The organism is Phyllobacterium phragmitis (assembly GCF_002980495.1).
GTDB classification, from domain to species: Bacteria; Pseudomonadota; Alphaproteobacteria; order Rhizobiales; family Rhizobiaceae; genus Paramesorhizobium; species Paramesorhizobium phragmitis.
Genome location: NZ_PVBR01000011.1, coordinates 154,755 through 169,864, shown reverse-complemented (window position 1 = coordinate 169,864; position 15,110 = coordinate 154,755). Strand labels below are relative to the sequence as shown.

The window sequence follows — 15,110 nt, the reverse complement described above, 5'->3', positions numbered from 1 at the left end:
CTCATCCGCTCCATCAACGACAAGGCCAGCCTCAAGGTCAGACGGAAAACGCTCGGATGGGACGACGATTATCTCGAAACCGCAATAACCGCAGCACACAAATGATTTTTCAAGCGATTCCCCTGACCGGTTAAACCGGAATCTCGAGAGCAGAAGTTGAGGCGAACACGCGAGGCTAGCCGGAAATCAAGCCTGACGCACCTCAGCCACCCCGCCGTTGGTGAGCTGGATCAGTTGCGAAGACCTCAATGCTGATCCTGTCCCGTTTGAGCGCCATTGCCTCCGAAAATCCTAGCCCGAAAGGGGCCGACACCATCGAAGAACTGTCCAGCTTCAGAAGAAAAGCCCCCGATCGCGATCGTGCGGCGAATAGGATGCCGTGGCGTATAAAAAGGATGGTTTGCCCGTGCGGCTAAAGGCATTTCCAGTGTGATTCTGCGGATCGTAGAGCAGTGATCTTGCAGAGTTCAAATCCCTCTCGCCCCGCCAAACGCCGCCGATTGCCCTCTATGGCCCGACATTCCCGCCGATCACCGCATGACACCAAGCGGCATCGCGACCCCCCGATTCTACGCTACAGCCCGATATATCTTGTTGCGGTTATAAGCTGTTTCAGCGCAATAAAGATCGCTTCCGACCCCATTTCTGCCGTCCGACATCAGTGGGATTTACCCCGTTCGCGGACGCTGGAGGCGTTCAGGTCGCGCTTGCCGTTGCCATCCAGCCACGGAACGAGAAGGCGGCATAGAAGAGCTCGACATCCGAGAATCCGGCTTCGCGAAGCAGTGCTTCCTCTTCAGCAGCGGGAAGCAGGGGCAGTCCAGCCATTCTCGTGGCGGTGGCCGTGGCCTTCTCCCAATCAACGCTGGCGCGGTCGGCAAATGCCGCCGAACGCGCCATCCAGCGTTCCGCACCTCCACTTGGCACGCTGTGATGGGCGACAACGAGGCGCGCGTCGGGCTTCAGTCGACGATGGATCTCCTTCAGCGTTAGCAGCCGCTCGTGTCTGTCGAGAAAGTGCAGCGTGAGCAGACAGGTCGCTCCGTCGAACGGGCCTGACGGTGCCGTCCCGACGGTACCCTCTATCAACGCGATCCGATCATTGAACGGCTCGATATAGCGTCGCGCAAGGTCGAGCATGGCGGCGGAGGGATCGACGCCGGTGAATGTCCATTCGCGCCGGGCTTCAGCCATCGCCTTCATCTCCATGCCCCCTCCCGCACCGACCACGAGAATGCTCGCCGCTTGCTCGGTTCGCTCGCTCAGGAGCAGCATCGCCATGCGATGGAGATCGGCCAGCCCCGGCACCTTGCGTGGCGTATCGTCCGCATAGGTTGCGACCATAGAAGGGTTCGAGAATGGCCTTGGGCTTTTCGTGTTGGCGTCGTTTGGTGTGGACACGGGAACTCCGGGGCATGTATCAGATGGAGCTACGGAAGAACAGGTAACTCATGTATCTTCAACAGATACGAATTAACTCGCATCCTGTCAACGATCCATGCGGTACCTCATGCAACGGTGACGAGCGGCGCATTATTTGAAGGTTCAGGAGATGAACAAGGACACCAGGCTATCGGACGTGCTGCATGTGCTGCTGCACCTGGGGCAAGTTACAGAGCCGGTGACGTCCGAGGTTCTGGCGAGAAGCATGGGCACAAATCCGGCCGTGTTCCGGCGGACCATGGCAGGCTTGAGGAGGGCAGGTCACGTCCGGTCCGGCAAGGGACACGGCGGCGGCTGGCAGTTGGCGCGCCCCTTACACGAGATCAGTCTCCTGGCCGTTTATGAAGCGCTTGGCCGGCCCAATCTCTTCGCCATTGGAAACCGCAGCGATCATCCTGATTGCCTTGTCGAAAGGAACGTCAACGCCGCTATGGCGGATACGATGGCACGAGCGGAAGCACTGTTGGTGGAGCGATTCAGAGATGTAACGCTGGACACGCTTGTTCCGGGGAAACCGGAGCCGCTTTCGGTGCATTGCCGCTAGCTCTTCCAGTTCAACCCGTCAGTTTGGCGTAGACGCTCTGCTGCGAAATCTATGAATGCGCGGACTTTCGGCGCAGCACGGCGCCCCTCGATATGGACCAGATGAATTGGCAGCGGTTCGGGCTCCCAATCTTCAAGCATCGTCCGCAGCGTTCCCGCCTCCAGATCGGGGCCGATCTGGTAGGAAAGGGCCTGGCAGATGCCCCATCCACGCCGCGCGATCTCGATGGCGGCGGCCACGCTGCTGACGCTGAGCCTGGGATCCACCCTGACCATCCGCTCACCACCCGGCCCGAAGCGCCATTGCCGACCCGTATTGAGCGGCGCCACCGACACGACACGGTGCGAGGCCAACTCGGCCGGATCCTGCGGGCAGCCCCGCCCGGCGAAATAGCCTGGAGCACCACAGACGACGCGGCGGACCTGCCCGACCCGGATGGCGGCAAGGCCCGATGACGGCTGTGGACCGATGCGCACGGCGATATCGAAGCCTTCCTCGACGATGTTCACGACCCGATCGATCATCAGCACGTCAGCACTCACGCCGGGATGGCGATCGAGAAACTCGGTCAGGATGGGAGAAACGTAGATCCGCCCGAATTCCTGCGGACAGGTGATGCGAAGCTGCCCGACGGGCGTTTGGGCCGCACCGGTGGCCGCTTCGCCGGCAGCCTGGAGATTGGCCAGAATTTCGCGCACGTCCTGCAGATAGGCCCGCCCTACATCCGTCAGCCTCACCCGCCGCGTCGTGCGCGTGAACAACCGGGCGCCGAGCGCGGCTTCGAGCGCGCTCACACCGCGCGTCGCGGACGGCGCACTCAAACCCACGGCGCGGGCACCGGCGGCAAAGCTCTCGGCCTCTGCCACCGCAACGAACACTCTCAGGCTTTGCAAGCGATCCATGCATCCTCGATTATTGCAGAAATCAAAATACTGGATTTCAAAATGAGTCTATTCTTTCACGTTTAGCTCATCTCTATGTTGCCGTCTACCGATACGCGCTGCTCCGGCAGCCCCACCTCCCGGTTTGAAAGGAGATTTCCATGTCCGATGCGAATGCCCGCAATGGCGCGCCCGTGACCCTCTATCGCAATCCGAAATCCGGCCATTGCCACCGGGTCGAGCTGATGCTCGCGCTGCTGGATATTCCTTACGAGACTATCGATCTCGACATGGCAAACGGGGCGCACAAAGCGCCGGAATATCTCAGGATCAGCCCGCTTGGGCAGGTTCCGGCGATCAAGGACAATGGCGTGGCCCTGTCGGACTCGAACGCCATCCTCACCTATCTGGTCGAACGCTACGGCGATACCACCATCTGGAGGGGTGCCGATCCGCTGGAAAAGGCGGAAGTGCAGCGCTGGCTTTCCATCGCGGCCGGAGAGATCGCATCGGGTCCCTGCGCCGCACGACTGGTCACGCTGTTCGACGCCGATCTCGACCATGAGGCGGCGAAGGCCAGGGCGCATGCCCTTTTCGCTGTCATGGAGGCGCATCTGAACGATCGCGATTGGCTGGCTTCAACACACCACCCGACACTCGCCGATATCGCCGGCTACAGCTACATCGCGCACGCGCCCGAAGGCGGGGTGAGCCTGTCTCCCTATCCCTCGATACGGGCCTGGCTTACACGCATCGAAGCGCTGCCGGGCTTCGTGGGCATGGCGCGCTCTCCCGAACTGGCCTGAATTCGGGGACCGCAAAACGGAAGCAGCCCAACCATGGTTCTCGAAAAATCGCCTTTCCATGCCGGCGAACTGGAGGCGCAGCGCCGTGCCAAAGTGGGTGACGTCGCATCCTGGGCCGGCAGCTTCATCCGGGATCACATGCCCGATCAGCACCGCGACTTCTTTGCGGCACTGCCGTTTCTCGTCGTCGCGGGTGGCGACGGGGAGGGGTGGCCGTGGGTCACGATCATCGAAGGACCGGCCGGGTTCGCGAGTTCGCCTGATCCGCGCAGGCTTTCGGTAGCGGCAAGGCTGCACCCGCAGGACCCTCTGTCGGGCGCACTCTCGCCCGGTGCGGGGATAGGGATCCTGGGGATCGAGCTGGCGACACGGCGGCGCAATCGGTTGAACGGCGTGGTCCGCGCGACCGATGACGGCTTCGTCATCGAGGTTCGGCAGAGTTTCGGCAACTGCCCGCAATACATTCACGAGCGCGCCTGGCGCCGCGTCGAAACGGGGCGGGCAGCAAAATCCCGCATCTCGCACCGGCTCGATCCGGATCAGCAAGTTCGGATCGCGGCGGCGGATACCCTGTTCATCGGCTCCGGCCACAGCACAGGCGGCGATCGGTCTTCCGACGGCTATGACGCCTCTCACCGTGGCGGATCGCGCGGTTTCGTCCGCGTGTCCGACGATGGAATGCTGCTGCGCATTCCCGATTATGCGGGCAATAAGTATTTCAATACGATCGGCAATCTGGTCCGGGATCCGCGCGTCGGCCTGCTCTTCGTCGATTTTGCGACGGGCGGCCTTCTGCATATCATCGGCCGGGCCAGGATCGATTGGGCGCCGAAGAACAGTCATGATCCGAATGCGCTGCGGATGATCGAGGTCGCGGTCGAGAAGGTCATCGATCGCCCGGCCGCACTGGCGCTCCGGTGGAGCGAAGAGGGCGCGGAACTCCGGCCGTTGAAGGTTATCGACAAGGTGGCGGAGAGCGACCGGATTACCTCGTTCCATCTGGCCTCACCGGATGACGCGGCGCTCCCGCCTTTCGAGGCTGGCCAACATCTGCCTGTCGAACGGAAGGTGCCGGGTCAGCCAGACCGGATCAGACGAACCTATTCGCTGTCCGGTTCGCCGCACATCGGAACCTACCGGATCAGCGTCAAGCGCGAGGATCGCGGTATCGCCTCGACCTTCCTTCACGCCGGGGTCGAGATCGGAGACACGATCGAGGCACGCCCTCCTGCAGGCGATTTCATCCTTCCCGGCGGTCAGGCTCCGGTGGTGCTCGTCAGCGCGGGCGTCGGGGTGACACCGATGCTTTCCATGTTGCACGACGCCGTGACCAACCACCCCGGCCGGTGGGTCTGGTTCATCCATGGCGCGCGCGACGGGCGGAGTCATGCCTTCAGAACCGAGGTTGATGCGCTCATCGGGATGCATGCAAACATCATGCGCAGAATCGTCTACAGCGCGCCGCGCGAGACGGATGTTCCGGATGTCGGCTTCGACGCGACCGGACGCGTAACGGCGAAAGATTTGCTGGCGCTTCGGGCAGGTGCGGAAGCCCACTACATGCTCTGCGGACCGGCGCGCTTCCTTGCGGATATTCGCACGGGCCTTGAAGCCGGAGGCGTGCCGCCCGGCCATATCCACTTTGAAACTTTCGGGCCTTCCGGGTAAAACCGCGCGGTTTTGGACGGGGGCCGGTTTCCGTCTGCCGATAAGCGCACCTTCTGCTGAAGCTCATGAGGTTAGCGAAACCGGCCGCACTGCGGGCAAGCCGGGTGATTATCCCGCCCGGACGAACGAGCGTGAAAGGTTCCAAATGGCGGCCTCGCCAAACCCGCATGAGAGACCTCGGTCATTCTCCTGCAATCACTGGCGCGGGCAGCGGCCGTCCGGGGACGACCGCTGCCAAGAGTTTGTCGCCAGGAGTCTATTGGCTTTCGACGGATTGGAGGAATCCCGTCAAGAAGTCCGTCACTTGCTCGGGTGCCTCCTCGGCGATGTAGTGCCCGCTTTCCGGCAGATGTTCGAGTTGTGGATCGGCGAACCTTCTGTTCATGAATTCCACCAGCAATCCGTTCCCGAGGCCGCCGATTCCAAGTGAGGGAACCGTCAGTCGATCCGGATACGTCAACTGATCATCGAGGTCCTGAGCGTAGGCCTGGTACCAGCCATTGCCGCCACGAATGCCGTCTTTGGTGTTGTAGGCCGCAGCGTAGACCGCCCGGTCGCGTTCCGTCAGCGCATCTTTCTTGTAGAGCAGCGAGTTCCAGAACCAGTTCTGGTAAATATGGGCGCGGCCTTCGATCAACTCTTCGGGCATGTCATGCACCTGGTTGAAGGCGAACCACCACAGGAAGAAGTCCTCCTGGAAGTTTCCCGTGAGGGCGCGCGCCGGAACGAGCCGCATGTCGCGCGTGCTTTGGGGTTGCGCCGAGACGTCCAGGAAGGTCACCGATGTCGTTGCATCCGGATAGTTGGCCGCATAGGCATAGGCGACCTGCGATCCGATATCGTGACCAACGATATGCGCTTCGTCATGCCCAAGTGTTTTCAGAAGTTCATGGATATCCTTGGCCATGTTCTTCTTGTCGTAACCGGCCTCCGGCTTGTCCGTCGCGCCCATGCCGCGAATGTCGACAGCAATCACGCGATGGTTTTTGGCGATCTCAGGCATGATCTTGTGGAATGCCCACCATGTCTGCGGCCAGCCCGGCATCATGAGGACGGGCGTGCCTTCGCCGCCTTCTACGTAGTGCATTCGAATGCCGTTGACCTCGGCAAAGCTACTTTTAAATCCCTTCAACTCGCCGACCAGGGTCTCGTCCGAGACGTCGATGCCTTCGTAGGGGTTCCCCTTGTCGGTCACCTGCGCGGCCACGGTCACCGGCAACATAAGGGCCAGGGCCGCCCCCATAGCGAATAGCCTGGATACTCTCATTTTTGAAACTCCATTGATGTGGTTCGATGTTCGCTCGCCCGACAAGACGGGGCCGAGAGGTTCGCCGCTCGGAAAAGGTGCTCCTCCGAAACGTCGTCGTCCTGCCGGTTTTGCGGTAGCGGAAGGTGATCAGCTCGCGGCTTGCGCCTCTGCGGCGCGGGCGAGCATTTCGACCCAATCCTGGTGGTATTTGTAAAGCGCACCCGGGTTCTTGCGCCCGATCTCCTCGAGAAAGAACGCACCTTGCAGGGTTTCCTCGGTGAGCAGATGGCAGCCATCTTCCGTTGGCGTGATGACCCAGCCGTGAAATGCCGTCGAACCGGTTTCGTCGCCATCGACCGTCGTGGACCACGACAGGCTGCGGAAGGGAACGTATTCCCTGACGACACAGCTCATCGAAAAACCAACGGTGATCCGGCTGTACCGGGTGCCCAACTTCAGCTCTGTATCCCCGCCCAAAATCCTGACCTGATCTTCGGGAGGGAAGTAGCTCGACCAGTTCTCCGCCTCGACGAGGAGTTGCCATACAACCTCCGCCGGCGCTTTCACGTCGATCTCGTTCAGCGCATAGAGCGCCGTAACCCCGGGATGATTTTCCGGGGGAAATTTCACACGCTTGAGCATGTTTCTTCTCCTAGCTTCATTGATTGCCCGCGTTATCGATGGACGGGCGCCCCGTTCATTTATATATCGATCGACACAGAAATACCTAAGAGCCTTGCCATAGCGAGTCAAGCAATTTATCTAGTGATCGATGCAGAAATAAGGAACCCTGTGAAATGACGGAGAGAGCACCTGCCGGAAACCGCGGGCGGCCCCGCGCGTTCGATCGAGAAGCCGCGCTGGCGCGGGCGACCCGTCTTTTTTGGGAGAAGGGATATGAGGCGACGTCGGTCTCCGAACTCACCGAGGTGATGGGGATCGGCTCGCCCAGCCTTTATGCTGCCTTCGGCTCCAAGGAAGCCCTCTATGGCGAAGCCCTGCGCTATTATGTCGATACCTACGAGGGGCTCGTCTGGGCAAAATTCCACGCGGCCGACACGGCCCGCGCTGCCGTCGAAGGGTATTTGATGGATTCAGCCGCCGCCTTGACCGGCTCGATCGCCGACATCCCGCTTGGTTGCATGGTAACGCTCTCCTCGGTCGGGAGCGAAGGACATTCGGAGCTTGGTCAACGTGTGCGGGCACAACGGGCCGTAACCCTTCATCACTTGGAAACGCGGTTGACCAGAGCCGTGGAGGAGGGGGAGATCCCGCCGGCGACCGATGTCCACGCGCTCGCCCGTTTCGTGCAGACCGTGCAGAACGGGATGTCGATCCTGGCCCGGGATGAGGTCAGCCGTGCCGAACTGGAATCGGTAGCGCAGGTTGCCATGCTCGGTTGGGATGCTCGCACCGCCGGTTAGCCCCCGCGTCCTCATCTCCCTTGGCTCGAACAGGCAAAGTTCGAGCGCGTTCCCCGCCGCGGCTGGCTGCATAAAAGGCGCTTGATTTGGAAACGATCATTTTCTATAAGCAGCTATGTCCAATGTTTCATCCTACTCAGCCAACCCGCGCGGTCCCGGCCGTCCTCGCGAGTACGACCTCGAAGAGGCTCTCGACAGGGCCATTCGGGTCTTCAGCGAACGTGGCTTTCATGCCACGTCAATCGGTGACCTCACCGAAGCGATGGCGTTGACCCAGGGCAGCATCTACAAGGCCTTCAAGGACAAGCGGGCCGTTTTCCTGGCCGCATTCGACAGATATGTTGCTGTGCGAGCGGAAAGGCTCGCAGAGGCAACACGGACTGCGAAGACGGGTCTGGACCGCATTCGCAAGCTGCTGACTTTTTACGTCGAATCCGCACATGGACCGGAGGGAATGCAAGGCTGCCTGATCGTTGGGAGTGCAGCAGAGCTTGCGATCTTCGATGATGAAGTCGCACGAAGGATTGCCGCCGCCCTTGATCGAAATGAGGCTTTGATCGCCGAGTTCATCAGGCAGGGTCAACAGGATGGTTCCATTCCCTCCCGGATCGACCGAACGGCCACGGCCCGGTTCATCCTCTGCCTTCTCCAGGGCATGCGGGTCGTCGGCAAGACCGGACGCACGCGCAAGGACATGGCAGCGGTGATGGAGGTTGCGATGCGCGCAGTCAGCTAATTTTTTTGCCTGAATAGAAAATAATCGTTTCCTTATTACAGAGGCCACAATGACCAATACGACCTTCGAAGGCTTGTCCGATCAACGGACCGTTTCAACCGGGATGACCTTCCTTCTGGCCGCCGCCTGCGGCCTGATCGCGGCCAACATCTATTATGCGCAGCCGCTTGCCGGTCCGATCAGCGAGGCGCTCGGATTTTCGCCGCAGGCAACAGGACTCATCGTCACGCTCACCCAGATCGGCTACGGCGCGGGCCTGCTGTTTCTCGTGCCGCTTGGCGATCTCGTTGAGAACCGCCGACTAACCCTCGCCATGATCGGGGTCGCGACGCTCGGCCTGCTGGGTGCGGCATTGTCACCCCACGCGCTGCCGTTCCTGCTCGCTTCGCTCTTCATCGGCGTGGGATCGGTCGCAGTGCAGGTGCTCGTTCCCTACGCCGCACATCTTGCCCCTGAAGCCACGCGGGGGCGTGTCGTCGGCAACGTGATGAGCGGGCTGATGCTCGGCATCATGCTGGCCCGTCCCGTGTCCAGTTTCATCGCCGAGTTGTCTTCGTGGCAAACCGTGTTCTTCGTGTCAGCGGGTGCAATGATCGTCCTCGCTTTGGTGCTTCGCTGCGCTTTGCCACCGCGCGTGCCGACGACGAAGTCAGGCTACGGCGAACTGTTGGCTTCGATGGCCAAGCTTGCAATGACAACGCCTGTCCTCCAGAGGCGCGCGCTCTATCATGCGTGCCTGTTCGGCGCATTCAGCCTGTTCTGGACGACGACACCGTTGTTGCTTGCCGGACCGGAATTCCATCTGTCACAAGGCGGCATCGCTCTCTTCGCACTGGCGGGTGTTGCAGGCGCGATCGCCGCACCTATTGCAGGCCGGGTTGCGGATCGTGGATGGACCCGCCCGGCAACGGCTTTCGCCATGCTGGCCGTCGCAGGCGCATTTCTGATCACGCATCTCGCGCCTGCCGGCTCGAAACTCGCGCTCGGGCTTCTTGTCGCCGCGGCGATCGTTCTGGACTTTGGCGTGGCCGCAAACCTGACGCTCGGCCAGCGTGCGATCTTCGCTCTTGGCGCCGAGTTCCGCAGCCGCCTGAACGGACTCTACATGGCAACCTTCTTCGTGGGCGGCGCGATCGGATCGGCCCTGGGCGGATGGGCCTATGTGCAAGGCGGCTGGACGCTCACCTCCTGGATCGGGTTTGCCCTCCCCATGGCTGCGCTTGTCTACTTCGCATCGGAGTGAACAATTGAAGTGTTAAGCGGCAAGCTGCATTGGCCGGATGTAAAGCGCAGCGATCAAGAGCGACAAACGGCGGCCAGGATGGCGTTGATCGCATCGCCCAATCCGCAACCGACGACTGGTCGAACCGGGTCGTCGCGGCGAAAAGCGATTCCGCCTCGGTCGCCGCCAGCGGAGCCGAAGGCGATCCGGCCAATGCCGGTATCCGCCGCGAGCCGGAATTGCCGGAACATGAGGAAATCATCGCGCCGCCGCGCTCGCCCGAACAGGAGTTCGACATCCTCGAAGATGAACCCGATGTGGACGCCGGCAAGGCTTGGGCCTTTCGTCAGCGCATGCGCATGGTCGCGCGGCAGGCGTCGATGAATCCCGACGACGGCATTGAGCTTTGAGGAACGCGCCATGGCGACCCGCACTCGCATGAACGTCTATTTAGACCCAGACCTGCTCAAGCAGATCGAGGCGCTGTCATTGCGGCGCAAAGTCTCGAAGTCGGCTATCATCGAAGCGGCCGTCGCCCCCTTCCTGTCGGGGGATATATCGGACCGGCTGGAAGCGGTGATGTCGCGCCGCCTGGACAGGCTCGGCCGTCAGGTCGATACGCTCGATGAAGATCTCGCCATTCTCGGCGAGACCATCTCGCTGTTCATCCGCTTTTGGCTAACCATCACGCCGCCGCTGCCGGATTCCGCAAAAGAGCCGGCCCGGGTGAAGGGTGTGGAGCGGTTCGAGGGGTTTATGCAATCGCTCGGCGACGACTGGCGACCGCTTCCTGAAAGAGTTGTCGCGCGATATCGACTTTACTGAACGAAGCGGAGCCGTCGGAGGTGACACCATCCCGGATGACCATTGAGCCTGGTCGTCAACCTGTCCTATTTCCGGCTGGGCGCCGGAACGCGATCCCCAACGCCAAGACCATGATCGCGCCAGCAACAATGAAGACTAGCCTCATCCCACCTTCGATCTGTAGGGAGGAGGCTTGTCGTAAGTCGCTCGATCCGACGCCCATGGCAAAGACCATGCCCATCACAGATGCCCCCAGGATCAGGCCAAGGTTTCGCGATAAGCCGAGTATCCCGGATACCACCCCGCGCCGATCCTTGGGGACCTGCGCCATTACCCCCGTATTGTTCGCTGCTTGAAAGAGTTGATAGCCCGGTGTCAGGATGGCGATGGCCAGTACGTATCCCCCGACGCCGAACATCCTTGGTAGAAGTGACAGCGAAAGTGCTCCAGTAGCAAGCAAGGCGAGCCCGAACCGGAGAACACGACCGGCCCCCCATGTATCGACCGCACGCCCGGAGGGGAGGCCGCTAAAGATCGAGATCGCCGGTCCGACCGACATCGTCAGGCCGATCGCCACTTCGTCCAGGCCGAGCCCGAGGCCGAGATAGAATGGCCCGACAACCAGCGTCGTCATCATCACGGTTGCAACCAGAAGATTGGTGCAGAGGTCGGGCAGCAAATGCCAAGGCAGGACGCGGCGAATGCTTCCCGGCGACGCCTTCGTCCGATCAGAACCGTGCGGCAAGGCAAGCCATGCAAGGATCAGCGTCAGCGCCGCCAGTGGCACCTGCACGAGGAAGATGTCACGCCAACTGCCGATCGCCAGGAGCGTTCCGCCAAGAGAGGGGCCGAGGGCAGTTCCCAGGGCGGACATAGTGCCCAGCAAACCCATCCCACGCCCTATTCGCGCCTCGCCTAGATGTGAGCGCACAAGGGCGATGGTCAGGGTCATCAGAAAGGCAGCGCCGATCCCCTGAATTGCCCGTGCTCCAATCAATAGCCAGAGGTTTGGAGCGAGACTACAGAGCAGAGAGGCCCCGCAGAACAGGCCGAGGCCCGTGAGATGCATTGGCCTGAGCCCGTAAATGTCGCCAAGCCGTCCCACGAATACCGATGAGACTGTCAGTGTCGCGAGATAGGCAACGACCACCCATTGGACATGAGAAAAAGGCGCAGAAAAAGTTTCAGCCAGCTCCGGCAGGGCGATATTGGCAATGCTGGTGCCCAGCGAGGCCAGCAGCATCGACAGCGCGAGAACCGACAAGATTCTTCGATTTCCCGTTTGTTCCGAAGACAGCGCGTCCTTGTCCATGCCTTTGAACCTCTTGCTTCACTCGTGAATTGAGGGCAGGTTACGACTTCAAGCCAACGTGAGGTCAAGCATGAAATTTCTCGATATCGGCGAGGTTTCCGAAAAGACCGGAATACGCACTTCGGCGCTGCGTTATTACGAAGAAATAGGCCTGATTTCGTCCGTCGCCCGCAATGGGCTGCGGCGTCAGTTTCCCCCGGAGATCCTTTTGCAGCTCAAGTTGATCGCGATGGGGAAGTCCGCAGGCTTCTCGCTGGATGAAATTGCTGGGATGTTCGGAAAGGATGGCAGACCCCTTCTGCCACGCGCAGTGTTACATGAGAAAGCCAACGAACTTGATCTCCAGATTCGTGAGCTGATGGCGCTGCGCGACACCTTGCGTCATGTCGCGGATTGCCCTGCGCCATCGCATATGGAGTGCCCGACGTTCAGGCGCCTCGTGAACGTAGCCGGGCGTCGCGCAAGAACAAGTGCTAATAGGCGTGGAGCGAAGAAGTCCCTGAGATGATTCTCGCTCGTAGCCGTGTTCTGTCGATACATGGTCAGCGTCCGATACAATTAACGGAGTTTCGACCCCTCCTATTTGCCGCCGATCACCGCCGATGGCCGCACGCTCGTAAATAGGTGTTGAACCGGCCCGATTTCGGGCTTTCTTTGGTATACGCCTGGACATTTGCTGCCTTGAGCTGCTTTCTCTTCCGCTCATTCTCAAGGGTGAAGGTTTGATCGGCTGACGTGCGTGCCGAATGTGTCTCTCGATCTCCGTTATCTTCGCTACGCGATGACTGCGGCCGAGCAAGGGAGGTTTCGAGGTACAGCGCGCCAGGGCGGAAGCCCTATCTTAACAGTCTGCACCGTGTGAATCGGCCTCCCAGCATGACCCCACCCACCAACGAGATTTCAATGGCTTAGCATGCCGATCGGCGCCGAAACCCACGCCTATTCACAAATGGACAATGGGAAGGATGATCCAGTTCAATACCTCATCACCCTATGACAACGCACGCGGACGCTTGCGGATGTGGCGTAAAGTGAAAACGTCGTTGTAGAACCCAGGGTATTTGATACGTTGCAAAAGTCGGACGCAAAACTGATACAAAAATTGGGGGTATTTCAACGGGCGCCTCTTACAATGCTCGGTATTGTGTCGGGGAGAGGCCGGTCTCCGTCCGGAAGACCTTGGCGAAGTGACTGGGGCTATCATAGCCTACACCCATGGCGACTTCGATGATCTGCATGTCGGTTTGGCACAGCAATTCCTTTGCACGCTCAACTCGGCGAAGGATGAACCAGCGGGATGGGCTTTGCCCCATGGTATTGTGGAAAGCACGACTGAAGTGGAATCGGCTCATCCCGCATAGATCGGCCAACTGGTCCAGACCAAATGGCTCGATCAGTTGAGCATCCATATGTTCGAGCGCCTTGCGCAGCTTCCATGCCGGAAGCTGCGCTGGTTTACGCACAGTGGCACGGTCGATATCGGTGTAATGGCGCAGAAGATGGATGGTCAGGCTCTCGACAAGCCCCTTCACGAAAACTGGGCTGGCTTGTTGATACGAGGCCTGCAACTCATCGGCCAGGCCGATGAGGATTCCGTTTATGAGCGCATCCTGTGCACCCGATACATCGCGCATGCGGAGCCGCGAGGGATTGAGGCCCAGAGACAGGGCAGCCCGGCTCACGAGTTCAAACCCAAGGTAGAGATGCATGACCTCAAACGGGAGATCCGGCGCTGCCTGCCACCGCATAAGGTAAGGTGCAGCCGTCTGTGTCAGATAGAATGAACCCGCCTTGACGATATTTCCACGCCATTCGCCATCGAGTTCTCGCTCCTCTACCATCGCCTCGCCCGACATCACCCAGACGAGCAAGGGCTCGGCCACTGCGGGGACCAAAACCTCATCTTCACATTGTGCACGACGGAATATCTGCGCTTCGACATCCTTCCAGGCATCGCCCGTACCCTGCACGATCTTGCGGCCACGAATGTGCTGCTCCAGAGCATGACTGGCGCAATGCAGAGAAGAATGATGGGTATGAGGCATTCGCTTTTTTGACTTTTCAGCCATCGCCTGGGCTCGTGACATAATGGCTCATCGGGTCGCCATGATCGCAGTTTGGCGCAAGATCACGATAGTTTCAGCAAAGCCGCGCGCGAGACAGCATCCCGATAACTCTAAATTCGTCTTTGTCATCACAACCGCTATCTGGCGGGCAAACAGACGGAGAAATTCATGGATATCAAAGGCAAGGTCGCTCTTGTTACCGGCGCATCCAGTGGCATTGGGGCTGCAACGGCACGCAAACTTGCAGCAGAAGGGATCATAGTCGGACTGGCCGCCCGGCGTAAAGAACGATTGGAAACACTGGTCGCGGAAATTGCCGCCGCCGATGGTCAGGCCGTAGCGCTCGAAACCGACGTTACCGATCCAGCGTCCTGCAAGATTGCGGCCGAAACGCTCGTCGCGCATTTCGGCCGCATCGATGTCCTGGTCAACAATGCCGGGTTGATGCCACTTTCAGATATCGACAGCCTGAAAGTGGACGAATGGCAGCGCATGGTGAATGTGAACGTCTCTGGCGTTCTCAACGCCACGGCTGCTGTTCTGCCGCAGATGATCTCGCAGCATTCGGGACATATCTTCAACATGTCCTCGATCGCCGGGCGCAAGGTTTTTACTGGCCTGACTGTCTATTGCGCGACCAAAGCAGCGGTCGCAGCCTTCTCCGACGGGCTCCGGATGGAGATCGGGCCAAAGCACAATATCCGTGTTACGTGCATCCAGCCCGGCGCGGTGAAGTCGGAGCTTTACGAGCAGATCACCGATGCGAACTACCGCCAGCAGATGGACGACCTGGCTGCCTCAATGACCTATCTGGAAGGCGAGGACATAGCGGACACCATCCTCTTCGCACTGAAATCGCCTGAACGCATGAATGTGGCAGAACTGTTCGTGTTGCCCACGGAACAGGGCTGGTAAGCCTCTTTCCCGCCGCCAGTCAGACTGGCGGCGGTTCTTT

The 15,110-nt window shown here is 60.2% G+C and carries 15 protein-coding genes and 2 pseudogenes; 11 read left to right on the top strand and 6 right to left on the bottom strand.

Features of this window, described 5'->3' with window-relative positions:
* Nucleotides 1-696 precede the first annotated feature (696 nt).
* Nucleotides 697-1,401, bottom strand: coding sequence for a class I SAM-dependent methyltransferase (locus C5748_RS16120; RefSeq protein ID WP_342588366.1), 705 nt, complete (start codon nt 1,399-1,401; stop codon nt 697-699).
* 151 nt (nt 1,402-1,552) lie between these two features.
* Here C5748_RS16120 and C5748_RS16115 point away from each other — a divergent pair, with 151 nt between their 5' ends.
* A complete protein-coding gene (locus C5748_RS16115; protein WP_105742942.1) occupies nt 1,553-1,987 on the top strand; it encodes an Rrf2 family transcriptional regulator in 435 nt (144 codons plus the stop codon).
* Here C5748_RS16115 and C5748_RS16110 read toward each other — a convergent pair.
* On the bottom strand, nt 1,984-2,889 hold the full coding sequence (locus tag C5748_RS16110) for a LysR substrate-binding domain-containing protein (RefSeq protein ID WP_105742941.1): 906 nt from the start codon (nt 2,887-2,889) through the stop codon (nt 1,984-1,986). The genes C5748_RS16115 and C5748_RS16110 overlap by 4 nt on opposite strands.
* A gap of 173 nt (nt 2,890-3,062) precedes the next feature.
* Here C5748_RS16110 and C5748_RS16105 point away from each other — a divergent pair, with 173 nt between their 5' ends.
* Together C5748_RS16105 and C5748_RS16100 are read left to right on the top strand one after the other, a co-directional pair.
* Nucleotides 3,063-3,674, top strand: a complete 612-nt coding sequence (locus C5748_RS16105) for a glutathione S-transferase family protein (protein WP_199194814.1) — start codon at nt 3,063-3,065, stop codon at nt 3,672-3,674.
* A gap of 33 nt (nt 3,675-3,707) precedes the next feature.
* Nucleotides 3,708-5,342, top strand: a complete 1,635-nt coding sequence (locus tag C5748_RS16100; RefSeq protein ID WP_105742939.1) for an FAD-binding oxidoreductase — start codon at nt 3,708-3,710, stop codon at nt 5,340-5,342.
* Between the two features lie 256 nt (nt 5,343-5,598).
* On the opposite strand, the gene C5748_RS16095 is transcribed toward C5748_RS16100, so the two are convergent.
* Nucleotides 5,599-6,609 carry an alpha/beta fold hydrolase gene (locus C5748_RS16095; RefSeq protein WP_199194812.1) on the bottom strand — a complete coding sequence of 337 codons (1,011 nt, stop codon included), beginning with the start codon at nt 6,607-6,609 and terminating at the stop codon, nt 5,599-5,601.
* A gap of 129 nt (nt 6,610-6,738) precedes the next feature.
* The gene (locus tag C5748_RS16090; protein ID WP_105742938.1) at nt 6,739-7,233 is read right to left on the bottom strand and encodes an SRPBCC family protein; all 495 of its coding nucleotides are present in this window, start codon (nt 7,231-7,233) and stop codon (nt 6,739-6,741) included.
* Nucleotides 7,234-7,388: 155 nt separating this feature from the next.
* Here C5748_RS16090 and C5748_RS16085 point away from each other — a divergent pair, with 155 nt between their 5' ends.
* The 5 genes and pseudogenes from C5748_RS16085 to C5748_RS16065 all read left to right on the top strand — a co-directional run bounded on the left by C5748_RS16085 (nt 7,389) and on the right by C5748_RS16065 (nt 10,844).
* On the top strand, nt 7,389-8,015 hold the full coding sequence (locus tag C5748_RS16085) for a TetR/AcrR family transcriptional regulator (protein WP_105742937.1): 627 nt from the start codon (nt 7,389-7,391) through the stop codon (nt 8,013-8,015).
* Between the two features lie 115 nt (nt 8,016-8,130).
* A complete protein-coding gene (locus C5748_RS16080; RefSeq protein WP_105742936.1) occupies nt 8,131-8,751 on the top strand; it encodes a TetR/AcrR family transcriptional regulator in 621 nt (206 codons plus the stop codon).
* Between the two features lie 49 nt (nt 8,752-8,800).
* Nucleotides 8,801-9,994, top strand: coding sequence for an MFS transporter (locus C5748_RS16075; protein WP_105742935.1), 1,194 nt, complete (start codon nt 8,801-8,803; stop codon nt 9,992-9,994).
* 104 nt (nt 9,995-10,098) lie between these two features.
* Nucleotides 10,099-10,383: pseudogene (locus C5748_RS16070) on the top strand (conjugal transfer protein TraG); the annotation flags it as partial.
* Nucleotides 10,384-10,393: 10 nt separating this feature from the next.
* Nucleotides 10,394-10,844 (top strand): annotated as a pseudogene (locus tag C5748_RS16065) (ribbon-helix-helix domain-containing protein).
* A gap of 9 nt (nt 10,845-10,853) precedes the next feature.
* On the opposite strand, the gene C5748_RS16060 reads toward C5748_RS16065, so the two are convergent.
* On the bottom strand, nt 10,854-12,089 hold the full coding sequence (locus C5748_RS16060) for an MFS transporter (RefSeq protein ID WP_105742934.1): 1,236 nt from the start codon (nt 12,087-12,089) through the stop codon (nt 10,854-10,856).
* A 70-nt stretch (nt 12,090-12,159) separates the two neighbouring features.
* Between C5748_RS16060 and C5748_RS16055 the strand changes: the two genes are divergently transcribed.
* Together C5748_RS16055 and C5748_RS16050 are read left to right on the top strand one after the other, a co-directional pair.
* Nucleotides 12,160-12,597 carry a helix-turn-helix domain-containing protein gene (locus C5748_RS16055; RefSeq protein WP_105742933.1) on the top strand — a complete coding sequence of 146 codons (438 nt, stop codon included), beginning with the start codon at nt 12,160-12,162 and terminating at the stop codon, nt 12,595-12,597.
* A gap of 448 nt (nt 12,598-13,045) precedes the next feature.
* Nucleotides 13,046-13,138 (top strand): ClbS/DfsB family four-helix bundle protein, encoded by a 93-nt coding sequence (locus tag C5748_RS16050; protein WP_342588365.1) that lies wholly within the window; start codon nt 13,046-13,048, stop codon nt 13,136-13,138.
* Nucleotides 13,139-13,216: 78 nt separating this feature from the next.
* On the opposite strand, the gene C5748_RS16045 is transcribed toward C5748_RS16050, so the two are convergent.
* Entirely contained in the window at nt 13,217-14,158 is a 942-nt protein-coding gene (locus C5748_RS16045) for a helix-turn-helix domain-containing protein (protein ID WP_245581831.1), read from the bottom strand.
* A gap of 165 nt (nt 14,159-14,323) precedes the next feature.
* Between C5748_RS16045 and C5748_RS16040 the strand changes: the two genes are divergently transcribed.
* The gene (locus tag C5748_RS16040) at nt 14,324-15,070 is read left to right on the top strand and encodes an SDR family oxidoreductase (RefSeq protein WP_105742931.1); all 747 of its coding nucleotides are present in this window, start codon (nt 14,324-14,326) and stop codon (nt 15,068-15,070) included.
* Nucleotides 15,071-15,110 lie beyond the last annotated feature (40 nt).